A 21,129-nucleotide genomic window follows, 5' to 3' on the forward strand; every position below is an offset into this window, starting at 1 on the left:
GTTCTCCTAAAGTGCCGTTCGCAGGGTTTCGGCGGCAACCTCGGGGAGGACGTCGACGACGAAGGTCCCGGCGCCGAGCTCGGTGCCGGCCAGGTATTTCCGCTTGTCCTTGCTCCGCATCGGGGGGTAGAACTCGACGTGGAAGTGAAAGTGCTCGGCCCCCTTTGGCGCCGCGTGCAGCGCCATGACGTAGGGGAGAGGCTTGGCGAAGAGGGCGTCGTAACGGCTCACGACGTTCCCGAGAATATCCGCGAATTCGTCGAGCTCGTTCTCGTCGAAGGTCCAGGGGCCCGGATGCTGGCGTTTGGGCGCGATCCAGACCTCGTAGGGAAAGCGAGCGAACGGGGGAACGAAGGCGACGAAGGCTCGGGTTTCTTCGATCGTGTAGGGCCTGAGACGGGGCAAAAGCTCCAGGAGGACCGGTCGTTTGGCGAAGGCCTCGGCCTCGGTCGCCGCGACCGGTGGGACAAAGGGGTAGGCGTAGATCTGACCGTGTGGGTGGTGCAGGGTCACCCCCACGGCCTCGCCGCGGTTTTCGAAGGGCATGACGTAGGCTATGGCCTCGTCGGCAAAGAGCTCCCGGTAACGATCGACCCACACCCGAACCAAAAGGCGGCGGTGGTTCCGACTCAGGCTGGCGATCGAGCCTTCGTGGTCCTGGGTGTACACCACCACTTCGGCGCGACCCATCCCGGGATCAACCGGCACCGGGATGTTGGGGGGCGGCGGGGCCGGCGTTTTGGCGAGGGCGGGAAAGCGATTTTCGAAGACCGCGACTTCGAAGTGAGGGAAAGGGATTTCATGGCCCGGACACAAAGGGCAGCGCTCGGCCGGCGGGAGAAAAGTGCGATCCTGCCGGTGGGCAGCGTAGATGACCCAGGTGTTGAGGAGCGGGTGCCAGCGGAGATGGGCGGGGTTTTTCCCCGGTGTCCCCGGTCCTGCGAGTCGCGCGTTGTCGATGGGCCGCTGGCCGTACAGGTAGAGCGCGCGGCCGTCGGCCTTGGTGAAGCGTCGTTTGTACATCGCTGGCATCCCCCTGGCGTTAGCGGTGCCGGTGGTCCGGCACTTTCGCTCTCTTACTTAAAAATTACCTTTGTTTTCGTTACCGGTCAACGAAGCGGCAATGGGCAAGTCCTTGACAAGCAAACGAAGGCCGGCGTAAATTCGTTTTGAAGTGCACTCCAGAGGCAACATCGGGTGGTTGCGAGGTAAGGAGGGATTGGTATGAGGAAGAGGCAGTGGGTCAAAGGGATGGCCCTGGCGCTCGCGTTTATGGGGTTTGCGCTCGGGCAGACCGGTAAGCTCGAGATCTTCTCCTGGTGGACCACCGGCGGCGAGGCGGCCGGGCTTTTGAAACTCTTCGACATCTACAAAGCGCGTCACCCGGGGGTCAAGATCATCAACGCCACGGTGGCCGGGGGCGCGGGCTCCAACGCCAAGGCGGTGCTCAAGACCCGGATGCTCGGTGGTGATCCCCCCGACTCCTTCCAGGTTCATATGGGCCGCCACCTGATCGACACCTGGGTGACGACCGGGTTCATGGAACCGCTCGATGACCTTTACCAGAAGAACGGTTGGGACAAGGTCTTCCCCAAGGGCGTGCTCGAGCTTTTGAAGTGGAACGGCCACTACTGGTCGGTGCCGGCCAACATCCACCGGGCGAACGTGCTTTGGTACAACAAAGCGATCTTTGAAAAGTACGGCCTGACCCCGCCCAAGACCTACGACGAGTTCTTCGCCATCGCGGAAAAGCTGAAGAAAGAAGGCATCATTCCGCTGGCGCTGGGGGATAACGGCATCTGGGCCAGTACGCAAGTCTTCGAGACCGTGCTCATCGGCGTGCTCGGGCCCGAGGGCTATAAAGGGCTTTGGAATGGAACCACCGACTGGCGGGGCGAAGGGGTGCGGAAGGCCCTCGAGACCTTCGCCAAGATGCTCGATTACGTCAACGCCGACCACGCCGCGCGGAGCTGGGACCAGGCCAACGACCTGATCATTCAGGGTAAGGCGGCGATGTACATCCACGGCGACTGGGCCAACGCCGACTTTTTGGCCAAGGGGTTCGACGGCTACGGCTGGGCGCCCGCCCCCGGCAACGTGGGCATCTACGATGCGCTCTCCGACACCTTCGGCTTGCCCAAAAAGGCCCCCGATCCCCAGGAGGCGCGCTGGTGGCTCGAACTCCTAGGCTCCAAAGAGGGCCAGGAAGCCTTTAACCCGCTGAAAGGTTCGATTTGTGCTCGCACCGACTGCGACGCCAGCCTGTTCAACCCCTACCTGCAGTGGGCGATGAAGCAGTGGCAGACCGACACCATCGTGCCCTCGCTGGTCCACGGTGCGGCGGCCAAGGAGAGCTGGAGTACCGCGATCAACGACGTGATGAGCCTCTTCGTGACCAGCCGCAACGTGGCCCAGGCGCAGGCGATGCTCGCCCAGGCCTGTGTCGACGCCGGGGTATGTAAGCAATAGGTGGTTCGAGAGCAGCGGGCCCCGGGCCAACCGGGGCCCGTTAATCTAGAGCTGGAGGCACGCATGCGCCGCTATCGCCTGGTCGCTTTTGCCTTGATCGCACCTTCGGTTCTCCTCATCGTCGTTTTTGTCTATGGATTCATAGGTTGGACGACGTGGCTTTCGTTGACCAACCAAAACGACATCATCGTGCCCCAGGTGCGGTTCGTTGGCCTGGAAAATTACATACGCCTCTTCCACAACCTGCGCTTTTTGATCGATCTCAAAAATACTTTGATCTTCGCCTTGCTCTTCATCCCCGGGTCGCTGGTGCTTGGCCTGGTCGGCGCGCTGCTCCTGAACAGCGGAATCCGCTATGAAGGCATTTTCCGCACCATCTTCCTGATGCCCATGGCCCTTTCCTTCATCGTGACCGGTGTGGTTTGGCGCTGGTTGATGAACCCGAGCAGCGGCCTCAACCTGATATTCGACGCCTTGGGTTTGGAGTTTTTGAAAAACGGTTGGTACACCGATCCCTCGATCGGGATCAAGGCCATCGCGCTGGCCGCCGTCTGGCAGCTCTCGGGCTACACCATGGCGCTCTACCTCGCCGGTTTGCGGGCGATCCCCAAGGCGCTCTACGAGGCGGCCCAGGTCGATGGGGCGAGTCAGTGGCAGTTTTTCCGTTTCGTCACCTTCCCCCTCCTCACCCCGGTGACCTTGAGTGCGGTGATCGTGCTCGGTCACATCTCCCTTAAGATCTTCGACCTCGTGGTCGCGGTGGCCGGCATCAGCGGCGGGCCGGCCTTTAGCTCCGATGTTCCCGCCCTCTACATGTTCGTCACCACCTTCCAGGCCAACCGCTTTGCCCAGGGCGGGGCGATCTCGATCATCCTGCTCATGATGGTGAGTTTCCTGGTGATCCCCTACCTCTCCTGGAGTTTGCGACGGGAGGCCACCGAATGAAACGCTCCGGGTTCCTGACGTTCTTCATCTACGGCTCGCTCCTTTTGCTCGCGGTCTTCTATCTGATCCCGATCTACGTGCTGGTGGTCAACGCGCTCAAGGATTACCGCGAGGTAAGCGTCGAGGCGATGTGGCGCCTCCCCGAAAACCTCACCCTGGCGTCGTTTGCCAAGGCGTGGAACGGGGATCCCACCACCGGCATGCAGGGGCTCGGGCAGAACTTCCTCAACTCGGTCTACCTGGTGGTGCCGGCGGTGATTCTCTCCGTCTTCCTGGGTTCGATCAACGGATACGTGCTTGCCCACTGGCGGTTTCGGGGCAGCGAAGTTCTCTTTTTCCTTCTGCTCTTTGGCATGTTCATTCCCTACCAGTCGGTGCTGATTCCCCTGGTGAAGCTGCTCATGGCCATCGGCCTTTACGGGAGCATTCCCGGGTTGATTCTGGCCCACGTGGTCTATGGCATTCCCATTACCACCCTTATCTTCCGCAACTATTACGCGCAGATCCCGCGGGAGCTCTCAGAATCGGCCCAAATCGATGGGGCGGGGGTGCTCGGCGTCTACCGCTTCGTGATCGTTCCGCTCTCGGCCCCGGGGACGGTGGTCGCGGTGATCTGGCAGTTCACCCAAATCTGGAACGACTTCCTCTTTGGGGTGGTCATCACCAATAAGCCCAGCGTTCAGCCGATCACCGTGGCGCTCAACAACCTGGCCGGGAGTTTCATCGTTGAGTGGAACGTGCAGATGGCCGGGGCGCTGCTCGCTGCCCTCCCCACCCTGCTGATCTATATCCTGATGGGGCGTTACTTCATTCGCGGTCTGCTCGCGGGTTCGGTAAAGGGTTAATCATGGCCTCGATCGAAGCTTCGCTTCGGAGAAAGAAAATCCTGGAGATCCTCGCTCAGGACGGTATGGTCCGGGTCGTTGAGCTCGCCCGCGCCTTCGGCGTCAGCGCGGTGACGGTGCGGGCCGACCTGGCGGCGCTCGAGCGCCAGGGGCTTTTGGTGCGGACCCGCGGCGGGGCCCTTCCCGCCTCGCCTGGACGGATCGAGCTGCCGTTGCGCGAATCGCGAAAGGTCCACCTCAAGGAGAAGGCGAAAATCGGCCGGTTTGCCGCCTCGTTGATCCAGGACGGCGAGACGGTGATCGTCGACGTGGGTTCGACCACCACCGAGCTCGCCCGGGCGCTGCCGCGCGGACTGAGGCGGGTTCTGATCGTGACCAACGCGCTCAATATCGCCCTCATGCTCGAGGACCACCCCGGAATCAGCGTGATCGTCACCGGGGGGACGCTGCGCTCGCTGCAGCACTCTCTGGTCAACCCTTTTGGCACGCTGGTCCTCGAGGAGATCCACGCCGACAAGGCCTTCATCGGCTGCAACGGGGTTCACCCCCGCCGGGGGGTGACCAACGTCAACGTCCAGGAAGCCGAGATCAAGAAGAAGATGATCGCCCAGGCCTCGTCGGTCTACGTCCTCGCCGACCACACCAAGCTGATGCGCATCACCACCGCCAAGATCGCGCCGCTTTCGGCCGTCGACGCCCTGATCACCGACGACGCCGCCGACCCGGCGGCGGTCTCTGCCCTCGAGCACGCGGGGCTCGAGGTCTTTCTTGCGTCTTAAGGGACGAGGACGATCGACCCCTGGGCCCTGCCCCGGCGCAGGGCCTCGAGGGCTTCGTTCGCGGCCTCGAGGGGGTAGGTTTCGACCCGCGCCCGGACGGGGACCTTGGGCGCGAGTTCCAAAAAGCCCCGGGCGTCCTCCCGGGTGAGATTGGCAACCGAGCGGAGGGTTCGCTCGTGCCAAAGCAGGGCGTAGGGCATTTGGGGAACCGGGCTCATGTAGATTCCACCGAGGACCAGCGTGCCGCCGGGTTCGAGGTGCGAAAGCGCCTGGGGGATGAGCTCGCCCACGGGGGCGAAGATGATCGCCCCTTCCATGGGCTTGGGCGGGGCTTCGGTGGAGTCGCCGGCCCACTCGGCCCCCATCCGCAGGGCGAAGGCTTTGGCCGCCTCGTCGCCGGGGCGGACGAAGGCGTAAAACCGCTTGCCCTCATACCGGGCGACCTGGGCGATCAGATGGGCGGCGGAGCCGAAGCCATAAAAGCCGATGAGCGATTTGTCCCTGACGAAGCGGTAGCTTCGAAAACCGGTGAGCCCGGCGCACATCCAGGGGGCCATGTCCGCCGCTTCCCCGTCTTCGGGCAGGGGGTAGGTGTAGTCGGCGAAGGCGACGGCGTATTCGGCAAAGCCCCCGTCGAGGTGGAAGCCGGTGAAGAGGGCGTTGGGGCAGAGGTTCTCCTCGCCCCGGCGGCAGTGCTTGCACTCGCCGCACGTCCAGCCGAGCCAGCCTACCCCCACCCGTTGGCCAACCTGTCTCGTGCGGACACCGGCGCCGACCGCTTCGACGCGACCAACGATCTGGTGGCCGGGGACCAGGGGCAGCCTCGGGGGCGAGAGCTCGCCGTCGGCGATGTGAAGGTCGGTCCGGCAGACGCCCGAAGCCTCGACGCGGATGAGGACCTGGCCTTCCCCGGGGCTTGGTACGGGGCGGTCCTCGAGGACCAGCGGCTTTTTCGCTTGGTGGAGCACCATTGCCCGCATCCTGCCTTCCATCTTAAAACCCGTGCCCGCGTGTCTTTCGGCCCGGTCAAGGATGCGCCCGCGAGCTTTTGAACACACCGATCCGATATTGGGTTCGTTCGTGTTTGGCCGGAGCCCCCGCCGTGGCAAAAGCCACGGCGGGGTGCTTAAGCTGGAGCTGTGAAGCTCGTTGACTCGCACGTGCACACCCCGCTCTGCAAGCACGCGGTGGGGGATCCGTCGGCCTACCTCGAGGCCGCGCGGCGCGCGGGCCTGGCCGGCGTCGTCTTCACCGATCACGCGCCGATGCCCCCCTGGTTTGACCCTGAATCCCGCATGGACCGGGAGATGCTCCCCTTTTACCTCGCTACCCTGGAGCGTCTCCGGGAACAAACCTCCGACCTCGAGGTGGGGATTGGCCTCGAGGCCGATTACCATCCGGGCACCGAGCGCTACGTTCGCGAGCTGCTGCTGAGCTACCCCTTCGACTACGTGATCGGCTCGGTGCACTACATCGGCGCCTGGCCCTTTGATCACCCGCGGTATGCCGAAGAGTTTTCCTGGCGTGAGCTGCGCGAGGTTTACCGTGAGTACTTCGAGTTGGTGATCGAGGCTGCGAGAAGCGGGCTTTTCCACGCCATTGGCCATCTTGACTTGCCCAAAAAGTTCGGACACGTGCCTGAGGATGGCTATGTGGCGCTCGCAGAGGAGGCGCTTTCGGTGATCGCCGGGGAGGGTTTGGCCTTGGATGTCAACACCGCGGGATGGCGCAAACCCGTTGGCGAGCCCTACCCCAGCCCCGCGTTGCTTGCCAGGGCGCGAGAGCTTGGGATCCCTGTGGTGCTGGGCTCGGACGCCCACGCGCCCGAGGAAGTGGGCCACCGCTTTGCTGACGCCGTGGCTTTGCTCAAAAGCGTGGGCTACACCGAGGCGGTGGTTTTTTGGCAAGGACGCCCGAGGGCTTTGAAGCTATGAACAAGAAAGAGCTGGCCCAAGTTTTAAAGCGCGCTGCAGACCTGATGGAGGTCCTCGGGGAAGGGGAGTTCCGCGTCCTTGCCTACCGCCGTGCGGCGCGGGCCCTCGAGGCCAGCGAGGAGCCGCTGGAGTCGCTCGCAGCCCGGGGCTTTCGCGGAATTCGTGGCATCGGGGCCTCACTCTCGTCGCTTTTGCGCGAGATCTACGAAACCGGTGAGTTCCCCTACCTCGAGGACCTCGAGGGGCGCCTTCCCCCCGGTGCCATTGACCTTTTCTCCGTGCCCGGGCTCGGCCCCAAGAAGATTCGCCTGCTGGTGGAAGAGGGCATTACCGATCTGGAATCGCTGGCCCAAGCTGCAGCCGAGGGGCGGCTTTCGGCGCTTCCCGGATTCGGCAAGAAGACCGAGGCCAAGCTCCGCGAAGCGGTTGCATTTGTGCTGCAAAGCGCCAGGCGGGTGTTGTTGCCCGAGGCGATGGCCGTCGCCGAGGTGCTCCGCGAGGACCTCGAGGGCGCCGGGGTTCGGGTGGCGCTTGCGGGAAGCCTCCGGCGCGGCCTTGAGACCGTCGGGAGCGTCGACCTGGTGGTCGTGGGGGATGCCGATACCGTGCGCTCGGCCCTTGGCGCGCACGCCGAGCGCACGGTGGGCGATGTGGTTGAGGGCCAGCTCGGCGGGCTTCCCGTGAGGGTGTTCCTTTCCGATCGCGGGCGTTTTGGTACCACGCTGGTCGCCGCCACCGGGTCACGCGCCTATGTCGAGGCGCTCGGCCCTTTGCCCCCGGCCGAGGACGAGGCGGGGGTGTTTGCCGCCCTCGGTCGAGAGGTTCCCCCGCCCTTTTTGCGCGAGCCCGAACACGTCGGCCTCGAGCTCCCCCAGCGTTACCTGGAGCGGGACGATCTCAAAGGCCTCATCCACGTCCACACCACCTACTCCGACGGCGCCGAGACCCTGGCCTCGATGGCGGTTTGGGCCCGGGACGCCGGTTACCGGTACATGGTGGTCACCGATCACTCGCAAACCGCCGCCTACGCCGGCGGGCTCACCGTGGCTGACCTCGAGCGCCAGTGGGAGGAGATCGCTGCGCTCAATGAACGCCTGGCCCCCTTCCGGATCTTGCGTGGTATCGAGTCCGACATCCTGCGCGATGGCTCGCTCGATTATCCGGACGAGGTCTTGGCCCAGTTCGAGGTGGTCGTCGGGAGCCTCCATGCCATGCTCGGCCTTTCCCAGGCCGAACAGACCGAACGGTTGCTACGGGCGCTGGAAAACCCTTTCCTCTCGATCCTCGGGCACCCGAGCGGGCGTTTGCTTTTGCGGCGGGAGGGGGCCAGGGTCGACTGGGACGCGGTTTTGCAGAAGGCGGCAGAAGCGCGGGTGATCGTGGAACTCAACGCCAGCCCGCAAAGGCTCGACCTCGACTGGCGGCTGGCCCTGCGCTATCGGGACCGCCTTCACTTTTCCATTGGGCCCGACGCCCACACTCGGGAGATGCTCGCGTTCGTTGATCTTGGGGTCCTCATGGCCAATAAAGCGGTGATTCCCCCGGATCGCATCGTCAACACCTGGGAAGCCAGCGATCTCCTCGATTTCATTGCCAGACGGCGATCGGCTTCAGCGTGAAGGGAAGAACCCACCGCCGCCGAAGGTGACCCGAACGTAGGCCGCGCCCGAGCCGACGACGTTGGTGAAGCGGATGTACCCGACCCGGAATCCGACGACGAGTCCCCGGGGCGGGGTGATGACCCAGTCACCGCCCACGCCGACGTCGAAGGCGAGACCGGTGCTGAGGCCGACCTTGGCGCCACCGAACCCCAGGCGAGGATAGACGATGAAGCCCCTTTGCGCGTCGTGAATGAGGGCGTAGCCGAGGTAAGCAAAGCCGTAGCCCCATCCCCGGCCGCCCATGCCTTCGCCGCCAAAGAGCAGCGTGTCCCCGCGGTATCCGCCACCGCCGAGCTCCAGGATGCCTCCGGGTTGCCATCCGACGGCGGTGTAGCCAACGTTGAATTCCTGAGCGTAGCCCAAAAGGCTGAACGAGAGAATGAGTATCGCGAAGAGCCGCTTCATTGCTCCTCCTCGCCCTTACTCTATTCCCCGAGTCCCTTCCCGTCGCGGGGCTTCGGTCCCGTCCCGGGCCACAGCGGTGAAAGCGGCGCGGTTATGCTAGGGGCATGAAGGTCGTCGCGGTGGTGCTCGATTCGGTGGGCCTCGGTGCTCTTCCCGACGCGCGTGAATTCGGTGACGAGGGTGCCGACACTTTGGATCACACGGTTTTAAAGACCGGTCTCCGCCTTCAGAACCTGGCGGCGCTGGGGCTTGGCCATATTCCCGGTGTGCATACCGTCCCTCGGGTATCAGAGCCGAAGGCGGCCTTTGGGCGGATGGAGGAGCAAAACCGCGGCAAGGACACCACCACCGGTCACTGGGAGTTCGTCGGTATCCATCTGGCGCACCCCTTTCGGACCTTTCCCGAAGGCTTTCCCCAAGAGGTGATTGAAGCCTTCGAGCGGGCGATCGGCCGGGAAATTCTCCTGAACCGCCCCTACTCCGGGACCGAGGCCATCAAGGACTATGGCGAGGCGCACCTCGAGACCGGCAAACCCATCGTTTACACCTCGGCCGACTCGGTCTTCCAGATTGCCGCTCACGTCGACGTCGTCCCCCTGGAAACGCTCTACGAATGGAGCGAGAAGGCGCGTGAGATCCTGAAAGGTGAATATGCCGTGGCCCGGGTGATCGCCCGGCCCTTCGCCGGAGCCAAAGGGAACTTTTACCGGCTGAACGAGCACCGGCGGGACTTTGCCCTTGAGCCTCCCGAAAACGTGCTCGATCGTATCAAGGGCGCGGGGCTTGAAGTGATTGGCGTGGGGAAAATTCCCGACATCTACGCCCATCGCGGCTTTACCCGCGAGGTTCACACCGACGACAACACCGACGGGATTAAGAAAACCCTGGCCCTCATGGCCGAACCTTTTGCGGGCCTGATCTTCACCAACTTGGTGGATTTTGACGCCAAATACGGGCACCGCCGCGACCCCCTCGGCTATGCTTGCGCCCTGGCTGAGTTCGACCGCTACCTGCCTAAGTTCCTGGAAGCCCTCGGCGACGAAGACTTCCTCTTCATCATCTCCGATCACGGCAATGACCCCACATTCCCCGGGACCGACCACACTCGGGAATACGGCCTGCTGCTGGTCGTGGGTCCGGGAATGGCTGGGCGCGAGCTGGGGACGCGAAGGACCTTTGCCGATGTGGGCGCGAGCTGGGCCCGGCTTTTCGGCGTGGACTGGCACGGACCGGGGGAGGCTGTCTTGTAAATGACCTGGCGAGATCTCCTCGATGTCTTCTCGGTGGCCGTGCTCTTTTACTACCTCTACGGCCTGGTCGCCGAGACCCGTGCGCTCAACCTCGTTCGCGGGCTCGTGGTCTATGTGCTGGTGTGGTTCCTGGCGGACAGCTTGGGGCTTAGGGCACTGGCCTGGCTGCTTGGCAATGCGGCCACCCTCGGGGTGTTCGCCCTGATCGTGGTCTTCCAGCCTGAGCTCCGGGGGGTGCTGGAGCGGCTCGGCCGGGGCCGGCTGGCCGCCGGGCCTTTGCGCACCCACGAGGTCGAAGAGCTGGTCCGGGCCGCCGAGCGAATGGCGGCCCGGCGCCTCGGGGCGCTCATCGCCATCGAACGGCGCACGCCGCTCGGGGAGTACGCCGAGACCGGCGAATTCCTCGATGCCCGCATCTCGGCCCGGGTGCTGGAGACCGTCTTTACCGTCGGTACGCCGCTGCACGATGGGGGCGTGATCGTGCGCGGGGCCCGCATTCTGGCCGCCGCCTGCGTTTTCCCCCTCTCGGATCGCGAGGATCTGCTCTACCTGGGGACCCGGCACCGAGCGGCGGTCGGGGTTTCCGAGGTGACCGACGCGTTGGTCGTCGTGGTCAGCGAGGAGCGGGGGACGATCCGGATCGCCGAGCGGGGCGAGCTCTCCCGCAACCTCACGCCCTCCGAGCTGAGGGAGAAACTCCTGGGGGTGTTCGGTGCGCACGCGTAGTTTTTGGGATCGTCTCCGCCATAACTGGCCGGCCAAGCTGCTGTCGTTTTTGGCTGCCTTCCTCCTTTGGTACCAGCTGAGGGGCAGCGGCCCGGTCGTGGAGCGCACCCTTGAGCGGCCCCTCGAGGTCATCGGCATTGGCAAGGATCAGGTTCCGGTGGGCGTACCCCGCATGGTCCTGGTTCAGGTGAAAGGGGCTTCCCGCATCGTCGAGGGCATGAGCCCCGATGCGGTGGTGGCCTACCTCGATCTCTCTGGTGTCGAGGAGGGCGCCTTCGATCGCCCGGTCAGGGTCCAGATCCCGGCCGGCCTCGAGCTGGCCAAGGTGGTTCCGGCCCGGATCCGGGCCCGGGTCGAGCGTGTTGAGCGCGCGGTGGTGGCTCTGGAGGCCTTCGTCCCCGGCGAGGCGGTTTTGGCCAAGGAATCGAGCGTGGCGGTCAAGGGCGCGGCCTCCCGGGTCGCCCGGGCCAGGGTCGCGGTGGCGCTGGGCAGCGGGGGAGACCAGCCACTCGCGGTGGCGGTGCTCGACGAGGCCGGGCGGGTGATCGATGGGCTTGAGATCATGCCAGCCACGGTTCCCCTCCGCTTCGAGGGGCCGCTCTACACCCTGCGCGAGGTGCCTTTAGCACTTCCCGGCCCGCCGAAGGGGTTTTCGGTGCAAAAGGCGGCGGTGCCCTCGAGGGTCAAGCTCGTGGGACCTCCGGAAATCCTGGCCTCCTTGAGCTATGTTTCGGGCGAGGTCGAGTGGCGGGAGGGGAGTTATTTGAGCCCCATCCGGCTTCAGTTGCCCGAAGGCGTCTACGCTCTGGGGCAGCTCTGGGCGCGTTTGGTGGTGGTCAAGGCGCCGTAACTGGGGCAAATTTTGGTCTGGCTTGCGGCCGGGTTTGGTGCGGCGGCAGCACCGGTGTAAGAATGTGGTCGTGGCCGAGGTGCTCCCGATTCGCCTTTACGGCGACCCCATTTTGCGGAAAAAGGCACGCCCGGTCGAGGATTTCTCCGAAATCCCCGAAATCGCGGCGTCGATGTTCGAGACCATGTTCGAAGCCGGCGGGGTTGGGCTCGCCGGACCCCAGGTAGGCTTGCAAAAGCGTATCTTCGTCGCCGCCCTCTATCACGACGAACCGGAGGAGGGTGAAGAAGAGATCCCGCTCAAAGCGCGGGTCAAGGCCCAGTACGTCTTGGTGAACCCAAAGATCACTTTCGCTGAAGGGGAGGCGGTTGGGACCGAGGGCTGCCTTTCGCTTCCCGGGCTCTACTCCGACGAGGTTCCCCGCAACTTCAGGGTGCGGGTCGAGTACCAGGACGAACACGGCGAGCCGAAGGTGCTCGAGGCCGAGGATTACCTGGCGCGTATCATTCAGCACGAGTTCGACCACCTCGAGGGCGTGCTCTTTTTCGACCGGCTCCCGCCCGAACTTCGCCGGCAGTTTCTGGAGGAAAACCGCGCCGAACTGGCCCGCATGCAGCGAGAGGCCAAGGCCTTTTTGAGGGAGCTCGCTGGGAAACGATGAAGAGGCGTCTGCGGCTCGCTTTCTTCGGGAGCCCAAAATGGGCGGTGCCGGTGCTCGAGGCCCTGGCCGATCGCCACGAGGTCGTCCTCGCTGTCACCCAGCCGGACAAACCCGCCGGGCGCGGTCTCAAGCTCACCGAGAGCCCGGTCGCGGCTCGGGCGGGGGCGCTTGGGATTCCGGTGGAAAAGCCGAAGCGGCTCAGGAAAAACCCCGACTTCCTTCAGCGGTTTCGCGCGCTGGCCCCGGACGCGGCGGTGGTGGCGGCTTACGGAAAGATCATTCCCGGGGAGGTCCTCGAGGTCCCGCGTTACGGTTTCCTCAACATTCACCCCAGCCTCCTCCCCAAATACCGCGGCGCGGCGCCGGTCAACTGGGCGCTCATCGAGGGCGAAACCGAAAGCGGGGTTTCGATCATGCGCCTCGATGAGGGGATGGACACCGGGCCGATCTACGTCCAGGAGCGCACGCCCATTGGCCCGGACGAAACTGCCCTCGAGCTCTCCGAGCGGCTCCGCGACCGGGGAATTCAGCTCCTCCTCGACGTGCTCGAGCGCCTCGAGGCGCTCGAGCCGAGGCCCCAGGTGGGCGAGCCCTCCTACGCCCCGCTCCTGACCAAGGAGGACGGCCGCATTCGCTTCGAGGATCCTGCACAGAACATCTACAACCGTCACCGTGGCGTGCAGCCCTGGCCAGGAAGCTGGTTTTGGCATCGCGGCAAGCGGATTAAGGTCCATGCCCTCCGCCCCGAGGTGGGTGAGGGGAACGCCGGCGAGGTCCTCGCGGTCGATTCCGAGGGGGTACTCGTGGCCGCCGGCAAGGGCGCGGTGCGACTCGTCGAAGTTCAGCCCGAGGGCAAGCGCCGCATGCCCGCCGAGGCTTGGGCCCGGGGGTATGGGGTCAAGGCCGGGGGGCGACTGGGCGATCGGTAGGTATGACTAGGGCTGTCTACCGGTTGAAAGATTGAAGCTCAGGTCAGGCGAGTCCCCTTTCACTGCCTGCAAGTCATCGGCCAGACGAGTTAAGTCAGCGTCCACGAGCTTTTCAACATGCCGCGGGAGCACGGCAGTCGTTCGCAGTGTGGTGCCCCGCCGTGGCATTTGCCACGGCGGGGCACTTGCTCCGCGTTGATCGCGGCTGTGACGGGCAAGTGTCGGGATGTTGAAAACGGTTCTTAGAATCTTGACAGGATGTGTGTGTGTGTGCTATCTCTGTAGCCGAGGCCCGGGCCTGCAGATTGGACGTAGGTGAGGTGAGTGAGGCGAAGCCTGACGGTTCTTTTGATCTTCGGCCTTCTGCTCATGGGGGTGACCCCCACCCTGGCCGCGGGGCAGCCGATGAACGCCGCGACGCCTGCGCAAGCGCCCGCGCAGGAAGAAGCTGTGCAAGTAGTGTTGCCGGAGGGAGGTCCTGTAGGAGATACGGACTTAAACGATGTAGAAGGGGCAGGGCCAGAACTTTATTATGTTTTTCGTAGCGTTGCGTTAGGTGCGGGACTGGCTGCAGGGGGCTACATCGCTTCCCAAAAGCTAAAGGGAAAGAGAGTTGACCCCAAAATCGTTGTTGCTAAAGCAATTTACGGCGCAGGTATGGGGTTGATCAATGGCACCCTGGGTGTGGCTAAGAAGACGATTGAGTACGGGGGTAGGGTGGCAAAATACGTCTACACAGGCTTGCAGTGGACCTTTAAAGCTGCGTCTTCCTCGGCCAGCTATCTGTGGAACAAGGCCATGGGGAAGTAGGACCCTTGCTAGCTGCGATACCCTTAGACGGGCCTTGAATTGCGGGCCCGTTTCTCGCCGGGGCCCTTGGACGATGCTTGCTTAATATTGCTAGGGAGGTGGTTTAAAATCAAAGGGTCAGAGATTTCTAAAATCCGGAAGGAAATCCTAAAAGAGACGCTATTATGGTTGGCGGCCTTTCTCGCGGGCATGTTGGCTTTTTTTAACGACGACCTGTTTTCTCTAGCGATTCTATTCCTTTTAGGAATTCCTAGCGTGTCTTTACTGGTCGCGAGTAAGGAGAGTTCACAAGTGAAATCAGTGCTTGACGGTACAGGGTCTTCGTGGCGGAGACGAGCTATGAGAAAGGCCGTGTCATTCATCGTGCTTTACAATTTTCTGGCTATTGTGGTGCTGTTACTAATCAATTTCGCCATTGGGAAACGGCCTCTCGTGTTAAATGGGTTTACAGTGTTTCTCGGCTTTGAAATCGGTATTCTTCTAGCAACTGTGTTTCTAGAATGGATTGCCGTAAAAGTATGGCCTCCACTTTCATTGCTGCTTTTGTTCGGGGATTTTAGCACAGAGGAGTAATGGTTAAATGCTTTTAACTTTCACCCCAAGGAAATATGTGGTTGTTGTGGCAATTTTGATATTGCATTCTGTTGTTCTTGGTCGAGAAAGTGGAGACCGGAGTTTCCGCCCCCTCCGCTACACCCACGTGGTGGGCCAGACGGACTGGTACACCTGCGGCGCGGCTGTGACGGGCAAGTGTCGGGATGTTGAAAACGGTTCTTAGAATTTTGACAGGATGTGTGTGTGTGTGCTATCTCTGTAGCCGAGGCCCGGGCCTGCAGACTGGACGGAGGTGAGGTGAGTGAGGCGAGCTCTGACGGTTCTTTTGGTCTTCGGGCTCCTGCTCATGGGGGTGACCCCCGTCCTGGCCGCGGGGGAGCAGGTGAAGGCGGCGCCGCCGGCGCAGCAACCCGCGCAGCAGGATGAGGTCGTGCAGGTGGTGGTGCCGGAGGGTGAACCGGTAGCTGAGGAGAACCTGGCTGAAGTTCAAGGGCAAGGTTTGTTTGGTGCCTTTGCTGGCGCTGTCGCAGGTTTTATTGGGGGGGCTATTGGTGGAGCAGTGACCGCGGCAATGTATTCATACTTAAGCACGGGGCGTGTTGACTGGAATGCGGTTGCTGCAGGTGTTGCAGGGGGTGCTGTTGGGGGTGCTACTGAAGGAGCAATTGTCGGCGCGATAGTGGGACCTTAGCCGACAGCAGCTTATGGCCGGAGGCCTCCGGGCATAAGCTGCCCTCAAGTTTAGCTTTAATGTGGGGGTACCGACATGAGGAACAGCGATATAGGTGACAGGAAGTACGCAGTGCTTCTTTCGGCGTTAGTTGCTGGCACGCTTCCGATTTGGGTTTTGGTCGCTCTCTCTATATCTGGCTTCCCAGTTTTCCCTAGTGTCATGAGCGTGTTAGTTGCGGCGTTGTCAGGCGCAATTTCTGCGGGGATAGTTGTTTATTTTGTAATTCAAAAGTTGCTGTCAAAAGGACGAAGTTGACGATTCTGATTTAACTGTAGGGAATTCATCTTTGCTTCACAGGTCACACAAAAAGAGCGCAATGTGAAGGCCAGGTTTTCCTCTTTTCTTGTGTTTCATATGTTCGCATTAGAACGACCCTTTCTGCAAAAATCGTTGATGCTCCTGCTTATGCTCGGAGCGGGAATCACGCAAGCTACAGACTTCTCCGTTCCCTACCGTCCCCTCCGCTACACCCACGTGGTGGGCCAGACCGACTGGTACACCTGCGGGGCGGCGGCGGTGGCGACGCTGCTTACGTACTACTACGGCGACCCCACGACCGAGCAGGAGGTGTTGGAAGTCGCCGTTGAGGAGACCCAGAAGTCCGGCAAGGACCCCTTGAAGGGCCTCACCGCCCTCTCCTTGAAGCGCTACCTGGAGAGGAAGGGCTACCGGGTGCGGGCCTACCGGGTGAACCTGGCGCAACTTGCCGACTTGCTTGAAGTGCTACCCCAAATTTGGACCACCCGGCAAGACAGGGTCTTCGGGTAATCTGCGGGGGAGCGAACATGGGCAAATGGACGGCAAAGGAGAAAGCCAGGATCGTCCTTGAGGTGCTCACCGGCCAGCGGACGGTGACGGACGCCTGCCGGACATACGGGGTCTCGGAGTCCGTCTACTACCGATGGCAGAGGAAGTTCCTGGACGATGCCCACCTGGTCTTCGGCTCGACCTGTAAAGAACAAGAGGCCCGTATCCACGAGCTTGAGCGGCTGGTCGGGCAGATGGCCCTGGAGCTGGAGGTCTTAAAAAAAGCCTCCAGCATCTACCGGCAAAGGAAAGGCGGGGTCTGGTGAACGCCCTCAGGGGTAGCTACCCCCTGCGCCTTTTGGCCCGGGTCCTGGACGTTCCCCGGAGCAGCCTGTATTACCGCCCCAAGGCCAGGGAGGATGAGCCCTTACGGGAGCGCCTTAAAGCCTTGGCCCGGGCCTGGCCCCGGTACGGGTACCGCCGGCTCGGGGTCCTGCTCCGGGGAGAGGGGTTTTCGGTGGGCGACAAGAAGGTGCGCTCTCTGATGCGCCAGGAGGGTCTGCTGGTTCCCAGGCAGGTTGCAAAGCCAAGGACCACCCTGAGCCTGGGGGAAGCCGGGATTCCCAACCGGCTGAAGGGGTTTCGCCTCACCCGCCCAAACCAGGTGTGGGTGGCCGACCTGAGCTACGTGCGCACGGGCGAGGGCTTTGCTTACCTGGCGCTGGTCATGGACCTTTTGACCCGGAGGGTGGTGGGGTTCGCCCTCGGGCCCAGGATCACCGAACACCTGACCCTTTCCGCTTTGGACATGGCCCTGGAAGGAGGCAGGCCGGAGATTCACCATTCGGACCAGGGGGTGCCCTGCACGTCCCGGCGGTACGTGGCGCGGCTGCTCGAACTCGGGGTGGCCCTGAGCTACGCGGGGGTCGGCCGGGCGTGGGAGAACGGACACGTGGAAAGGCTGATCCGCACCGTAAAGGAGGAATGGGTGGACCTCAGGGAGTACGGATCGCTCGCCGAGGCCCGGGCCTCCATTGAGTCGTTTGTTCTGGATGTTTACAACCGCAGGCGGCCGCATTCGGCCCTGGGGTATCTGACGCCGGAGGCGTTCGCGGAGAAATTCTTAAAGGGGGGCGGGGGACTGACCGAAATCGGGCGGAAAGTGGTCCAAAAATAGGGGGGCAGTACAACTACTTCGCACGGGGCGGCCTGCCCGTGGTGGCCCACGTGACGAGGCCCCAGCTCCACTTTGTGGTGGTTGCCGGACTGGTTGACGACCCCGCTGGTGGAAGGCCAAAGCTTCTCCTCGCCGACCCTTCCTGGGGCCGGCGGATTGTGCCCTTAGAGGCCCTGGTGACGGAGAAGGGTTTTTCCGGGGTGATCCTGCTGGCGATCCCCAAGACCCGGGCCCAGCTCAAGAAGGCCAAGGCGCTCCAGGCCGGGGAGCTCGCTTGGGCCGAGGCCGAGCTTGCCCGGCTGCGCCGCCTGCGGGCGCGGCTGCCCTAAGGAGGACACGAAAGGAAGGACGAGGGAACGATGAAACGGGGACACGGGATTTCCTGGCTTGCTGCCGTCTTGCTGACCCTGTGGTTTGCCGCCCAGGCCCAGGGGCTTCCCCAGCCGGTGGACCCCCTGAAGCGCCCGGAGACCACCCCAGGCCGCTTTTCCTTCGACCTTTCGCTCGCCTACGTCCCCGGCGGGGGCAGTCTGCTCGGGGTGGACGAGGCCAAAGGCCCCTACCAGGAGACTTACGCCACCCACAGCCTCACCCCCCAGCTCGCTGCAAGCTACGCCCTGAATAAGCGCCTCTCGCTGGGCCTGGGGCTTGGCTACACCTACACGCGCACCCAGACGAAGCGCCGCTACGCCACCGACGAAGCGATCGACCTGGAGCAGAGCGAGGGGCGGCTTGTCTCCCGGGCCAGCCTGAGCTACCGGCTGGCACCGGAAAGCCCCCTCGACCCCGGGTTCTTCCTCTCCCTGGCCTACCCCTGGGCGACGCGCGCCTCCCTCTCGGCGAGCTGGATCCGGGACCCGGTGGTGCTTTCGGGGGCGCTGGCGTACGAACACGGCTTCCTGCCGCCCTACCCCACGACGCTTGGTTTTTCCCTGGGGGCCGGGTTCGTGGCCAACGACCGGGTGAGCTACGCCCTCGATGCCGCGCTTTCCCAGCCCATCGCCTTCGCTGCTCCGGCCACGCTCTCGGCGAGCTTTACCGCCAGCTATGCCCTGGACGCGGAGGGGAAACGCGAGCTGAGTTTGACCTTGAGCGCGAGCGAACGTGCGGGCGTGGTCACGGCGGGGCTTTCCCTGGGCTACCGGGTGCGGGAGGTGGTGCTCGAGGCGGCGCCGTAATCGCGGCCGGTCGCGGGAGCACCGGTCGGAGCATGTTGAAAGCGTACGCTCAAAGGGCGGCAGGGTGCTTGGTCCCTGGCCGGGCAGCATTCCGTATGCTCAGGAATAAGGAGATGCCCATGCCCGTGCAAGACCATTACCGAAAACTCGAGCGCGTGTACGCCAGGGCCCCCATCAACCGCTTCTTCGAGCCGCAACTTCATGTGGAGGAAGGGCGGGCCACCTTAACCATCGCCGTTAAGCCGGACTTTTTTCACGCCGCAGGCGCCGCACACGGCGCGGTCTACTTCAAAGCGCTCGATGACGCGACGTTTTTTGCCGCGCAGTCCCTGGTGACGGACGTCTTTGTTCTTACGGTCACTTTCAATATTCATTTTTTGAGGCCAGTTTCCGGCGGAGAGATCAAAGCAGTGGGACGCGTGGTTCACGCCTCGAGGCGGCTTTTGGTTGCCGAGGGAGAACTTTTCGCTGCCAACGGGCGGGTCATCGGCCGCGGCAGCGGCACCTTCATGCCGAGCCACATCCCCCTCGATGAAGAGATCGGCTACGCCTGAGGTGACGCGTGGGGCCTCGAGGCCGGTGAAAGACCACGATGTGAGCGGTTTTTCCTTCCTTCGAGCCGACCGAATTAGGATGATCCCATGCGCGATCCGGAAGAACTCCTGGACATTCTCCTCGACCTTCCCCAGCTCTACCAGGCCGAACTCAGCCCGAAGGGCGGCTGGCTGGTTTGGGTGTGGAACGGGGTCGACGAGGTGCCGAACCTCTGGGCGCGGCCGGTCGGCGGCGAGCGGCGAAGGTTGACGCAAGGTCCGACGAAAAACTTCTTCGTCTCTTTTCTGCCCCATGAACGCGGCGTGGTCTTTGAGGCCGATCCCGGCGACGAGCGGGCCGGCCTTTACGCCCGGCCTTTTGACGATGAGCTTCGCCCCCTCACCGAGCCCCACCCGCCTTATTTCGTGCGCGGGGGAGATCTGCACCCCGAGCGCCCCTGGCTCTTCTTCGGGGCCAACTACGACTTTATTCGCAAGGAGACGATCGAGCCCACCTGGATTTGGCGGAAAGATCTGGCCACCGGCGAGTACTTCCCACTTGCCAGGCCGCCGAAGCCGGGGAGCGGCTGGCCCGAGCTCTCCCCAGACGGTCGTTACCTGCTCTATTTCCGCGCCGACTTCCATCCCGCAGGGCGGCAGGTCTGGCTGGTCGACGCGGAGGGCAGCGAAGACCGCGAATTTTTGAATGCCGGCCCCGAAAGCAAAGTCTGGGCCACCTGGACTCGCACCGGCCAAGTTGCGTTTTTGGCCGAGGCCGAGGGGTACCGGAGGTTGGGCATCAAGGCGCTTTCCGGCAAGACGCGCACGCTCGTGGACGACCCCGCCCTCAACCTCGAGCACCTCTCGCGCCTCGCGGCCACCGAATTTATGCAGGCCCTGGTCGTTGAAGATGCCCGAAACTACCCGCTCGTCATCGATGTCCCGAGCGGCCGGCAATTTTCGGTGCGCCCACCCTACGGCAACCTCTCTTTACTGGGCCGTACCGACGAGGGCTGGGTGGGGGTGTTTTCGAGCTCGGTTCACCCGGCCGACATCGTTCTCCTCGATCTCGGCCAGCCCGACCCGGAGACGTTCCAAAGCCTCACCGGTCTCGGCGACTTCACTCCACTGCGCCCCAGCGAATTGGTGCCGGCCGAGCCCTTCGAGTGGCGGAGCACGGACGGGCTCAGGGTGCACGGGTTTGTTTACCGATCCCCCCGCCGTTCCAAAGGGACGATCGTGCTGATTCACGGCGGGCCCACCGCCCACGCCTCGGAGCGGGTCAACCCCGAGGTGCAGTATTACCTGGCCCGCGGTTTTAACGTCTTTTTACCGAACTATCGTGGCTCCACCGGTTACGGCCTGTCCTTCCAGGAAAAGATCAAGGAGACCGGCTGGGGCGGGATGGAGCAGGAGGATATCCGAACCGGCATCGAGGCTTTGATTGAGGCGGGCATCGCCGAGCCTTACAAGGTGGGGGTGACCGGAACCTCGTACGGCGGCTACTCGAGCTGGTGGCAGATCACCCACGCCCCGAGGGCCCTGGTGGCTGCCGCGGCACCGATCTGCGGCATGACCGATCTGGTGGTCGATTACTACACCACCCGCCCCGACCTCCGGCCCTACTCCGAGGAAATGCTCGGGGGCAGCCCCGAAGAGGTGCCCGAGCGCTACCGGGAACGCTCGCCGATTCACTACGTGGACCGCATCGAAGGCAAACTCCTCATCGTCCAGGGGGCGCTCGACCCCAACGTCACCCCGGAGAATGTCGCCGCGGTCCGGGAGCGTCTGGAGGCGCACGGCATTCCCTACGAGCTCCTGATTTTTGAGGACGAGGGCCACGGCATCGTCAAAAAGGAAAACCGCCGGGTACTCTATAAGCGCCTGGCGGACTTTTTCGAGATCGCGTTCGATCGCTGAAAGGGCGGGGCAGCGCCCCGCC

The 21,129-nt window shown here is 63.4% G+C and carries 22 protein-coding genes; 19 read left to right on the forward strand and 3 right to left on the reverse strand.

Going from position 1 to position 21,129, the window contains the following annotated elements; genetic code table 11:
* Nucleotides 1-6: 6 nt before the first annotated feature.
* Nucleotides 7-1,032 carry a galactose-1-phosphate uridylyltransferase gene (galT, locus tag ACZ5BT_RS06750; protein WP_464883846.1) on the reverse strand — a complete coding sequence of 342 codons (1,026 nt, stop codon included), beginning with the start codon at nt 1,030-1,032 and terminating at the stop codon, nt 7-9.
* A 192-nt stretch (nt 1,033-1,224) separates the two neighbouring features.
* On the opposite strand from galT, the gene ACZ5BT_RS06755 reads away from it, so the two are divergent.
* The 4 genes from ACZ5BT_RS06755 to ACZ5BT_RS06770 all read left to right on the forward strand — a co-directional run bounded on the left by ACZ5BT_RS06755 (nt 1,225) and on the right by ACZ5BT_RS06770 (nt 5,038).
* A complete protein-coding gene (locus tag ACZ5BT_RS06755; RefSeq protein ID WP_464883847.1) occupies nt 1,225-2,469 on the forward strand; it encodes an ABC transporter substrate-binding protein in 1,245 nt (414 codons plus the stop codon).
* Nucleotides 2,470-2,532: 63 nt separating this feature from the next.
* A complete protein-coding gene (locus tag ACZ5BT_RS06760) occupies nt 2,533-3,414 on the forward strand; it encodes a carbohydrate ABC transporter permease (protein ID WP_464883848.1) in 882 nt (293 codons plus the stop codon).
* The gene (locus ACZ5BT_RS06765; RefSeq protein ID WP_464883849.1) at nt 3,411-4,259 is read left to right on the forward strand and encodes a carbohydrate ABC transporter permease; all 849 of its coding nucleotides are present in this window, start codon (nt 3,411-3,413) and stop codon (nt 4,257-4,259) included. The genes ACZ5BT_RS06760 and ACZ5BT_RS06765 overlap by 4 nt, the downstream gene beginning before the upstream one ends.
* A gap of 2 nt (nt 4,260-4,261) precedes the next feature.
* Complete coding sequence (locus ACZ5BT_RS06770) at nt 4,262-5,038, forward strand: DeoR/GlpR family DNA-binding transcription regulator (RefSeq protein WP_464883850.1); 777 nt, start codon at nt 4,262-4,264, stop codon at nt 5,036-5,038.
* Here the strand turns inward: ACZ5BT_RS06770 and ACZ5BT_RS06775 are convergent.
* The gene (locus ACZ5BT_RS06775) at nt 5,035-6,018 is read right to left on the reverse strand and encodes a zinc-dependent alcohol dehydrogenase family protein (protein WP_464883851.1); all 984 of its coding nucleotides are present in this window, start codon (nt 6,016-6,018) and stop codon (nt 5,035-5,037) included. The genes ACZ5BT_RS06770 and ACZ5BT_RS06775 overlap by 4 nt on opposite strands.
* A gap of 159 nt (nt 6,019-6,177) precedes the next feature.
* Here ACZ5BT_RS06775 and hisJ point away from each other — a divergent pair, with 159 nt between their 5' ends.
* Together hisJ and ACZ5BT_RS06785 are read left to right on the forward strand one after the other, a co-directional pair.
* Entirely contained in the window at nt 6,178-6,972 is a 795-nt protein-coding gene (gene hisJ, locus ACZ5BT_RS06780; protein ID WP_464883852.1) for a histidinol-phosphatase HisJ, read from the forward strand.
* Complete coding sequence (locus ACZ5BT_RS06785; protein WP_464883853.1) at nt 6,969-8,591, forward strand: helix-hairpin-helix domain-containing protein; 1,623 nt, start codon at nt 6,969-6,971, stop codon at nt 8,589-8,591. Before hisJ ends, ACZ5BT_RS06785 begins: the two co-directional genes overlap by 4 nt.
* Here ACZ5BT_RS06785 and ACZ5BT_RS06790 read toward each other — a convergent pair.
* The gene (locus ACZ5BT_RS06790) at nt 8,583-9,038 is read right to left on the reverse strand and encodes a hypothetical protein (protein ID WP_464883854.1); all 456 of its coding nucleotides are present in this window, start codon (nt 9,036-9,038) and stop codon (nt 8,583-8,585) included. The two genes, ACZ5BT_RS06785 and ACZ5BT_RS06790, sit on opposite strands and share 9 nt — an antisense overlap.
* Before the next feature lie 104 nt (nt 9,039-9,142).
* On the opposite strand from ACZ5BT_RS06790, the gene ACZ5BT_RS06795 reads away from it, so the two are divergent.
* The 13 genes from ACZ5BT_RS06795 to ACZ5BT_RS06855 all read left to right on the forward strand — a co-directional run bounded on the left by ACZ5BT_RS06795 (nt 9,143) and on the right by ACZ5BT_RS06855 (nt 21,107).
* Nucleotides 9,143-10,288 (forward strand): phosphopentomutase, encoded by a 1,146-nt coding sequence (locus ACZ5BT_RS06795; protein WP_464883855.1) that lies wholly within the window; start codon nt 9,143-9,145, stop codon nt 10,286-10,288.
* Entirely contained in the window at nt 10,289-11,014 is a 726-nt protein-coding gene (cdaA, locus tag ACZ5BT_RS06800; protein ID WP_464883856.1) for a diadenylate cyclase CdaA, read from the forward strand. It begins immediately after the preceding gene.
* Nucleotides 11,001-11,864 (forward strand): CdaR family protein, encoded by an 864-nt coding sequence (locus ACZ5BT_RS06805; RefSeq protein ID WP_464883857.1) that lies wholly within the window; start codon nt 11,001-11,003, stop codon nt 11,862-11,864. Before cdaA ends, ACZ5BT_RS06805 begins: the two co-directional genes overlap by 14 nt.
* 70 nt (nt 11,865-11,934) lie before the next feature.
* Complete coding sequence (gene def, locus ACZ5BT_RS06810; protein ID WP_464883858.1) at nt 11,935-12,525, forward strand: peptide deformylase; 591 nt, start codon at nt 11,935-11,937, stop codon at nt 12,523-12,525.
* A gap of 8 nt (nt 12,526-12,533) precedes the next feature.
* Nucleotides 12,534-13,454: a methionyl-tRNA formyltransferase gene (gene fmt, locus ACZ5BT_RS06815; RefSeq protein ID WP_464885787.1), complete on the forward strand. Its 921-nt coding sequence runs from the start codon at nt 12,534-12,536 to the stop codon at nt 13,452-13,454.
* A gap of 324 nt (nt 13,455-13,778) precedes the next feature.
* Complete coding sequence (locus ACZ5BT_RS06820; RefSeq protein ID WP_464883859.1) at nt 13,779-14,264, forward strand: hypothetical protein; 486 nt, start codon at nt 13,779-13,781, stop codon at nt 14,262-14,264.
* A gap of 985 nt (nt 14,265-15,249) precedes the next feature.
* A complete protein-coding gene (locus tag ACZ5BT_RS06825) occupies nt 15,250-15,510 on the forward strand; it encodes a hypothetical protein (RefSeq protein WP_464883860.1) in 261 nt (86 codons plus the stop codon).
* Nucleotides 15,511-15,957: 447 nt separating this feature from the next.
* Nucleotides 15,958-16,320 (forward strand): C39 family peptidase, encoded by a 363-nt coding sequence (locus tag ACZ5BT_RS06830; protein WP_464883861.1) that lies wholly within the window; start codon nt 15,958-15,960, stop codon nt 16,318-16,320.
* 17 nt (nt 16,321-16,337) lie between these two features.
* A protein-coding gene (locus tag ACZ5BT_RS06835) for an IS3 family transposase (protein ID WP_464883862.1) occupies nt 16,338-17,476 on the forward strand; the annotation gives its coding sequence in 2 pieces (ribosomal slippage) (nt 16,338-16,572 and nt 16,572-17,476; 1,140 coding nt in all).
* 32 nt (nt 17,477-17,508) lie between these two features.
* On the forward strand, nt 17,509-17,805 hold the full coding sequence (locus ACZ5BT_RS06840; RefSeq protein ID WP_464885788.1) for a cysteine peptidase family C39 domain-containing protein: 297 nt from the start codon (nt 17,509-17,511) through the stop codon (nt 17,803-17,805).
* A 30-nt stretch (nt 17,806-17,835) separates the two neighbouring features.
* Entirely contained in the window at nt 17,836-18,654 is an 819-nt protein-coding gene (locus ACZ5BT_RS06845) for a hypothetical protein (RefSeq protein WP_464883863.1), read from the forward strand.
* A 113-nt stretch (nt 18,655-18,767) separates the two neighbouring features.
* On the forward strand, nt 18,768-19,208 hold the full coding sequence (locus ACZ5BT_RS06850) for a PaaI family thioesterase (RefSeq protein ID WP_464883864.1): 441 nt from the start codon (nt 18,768-18,770) through the stop codon (nt 19,206-19,208).
* 87 nt (nt 19,209-19,295) lie between these two features.
* Nucleotides 19,296-21,107 carry a S9 family peptidase gene (locus tag ACZ5BT_RS06855; protein ID WP_464883865.1) on the forward strand — a complete coding sequence of 604 codons (1,812 nt, stop codon included), beginning with the start codon at nt 19,296-19,298 and terminating at the stop codon, nt 21,105-21,107.
* Nucleotides 21,108-21,129 lie beyond the last annotated feature (22 nt).

The organism is Vulcanithermus mediatlanticus, from assembly GCF_055385885.1.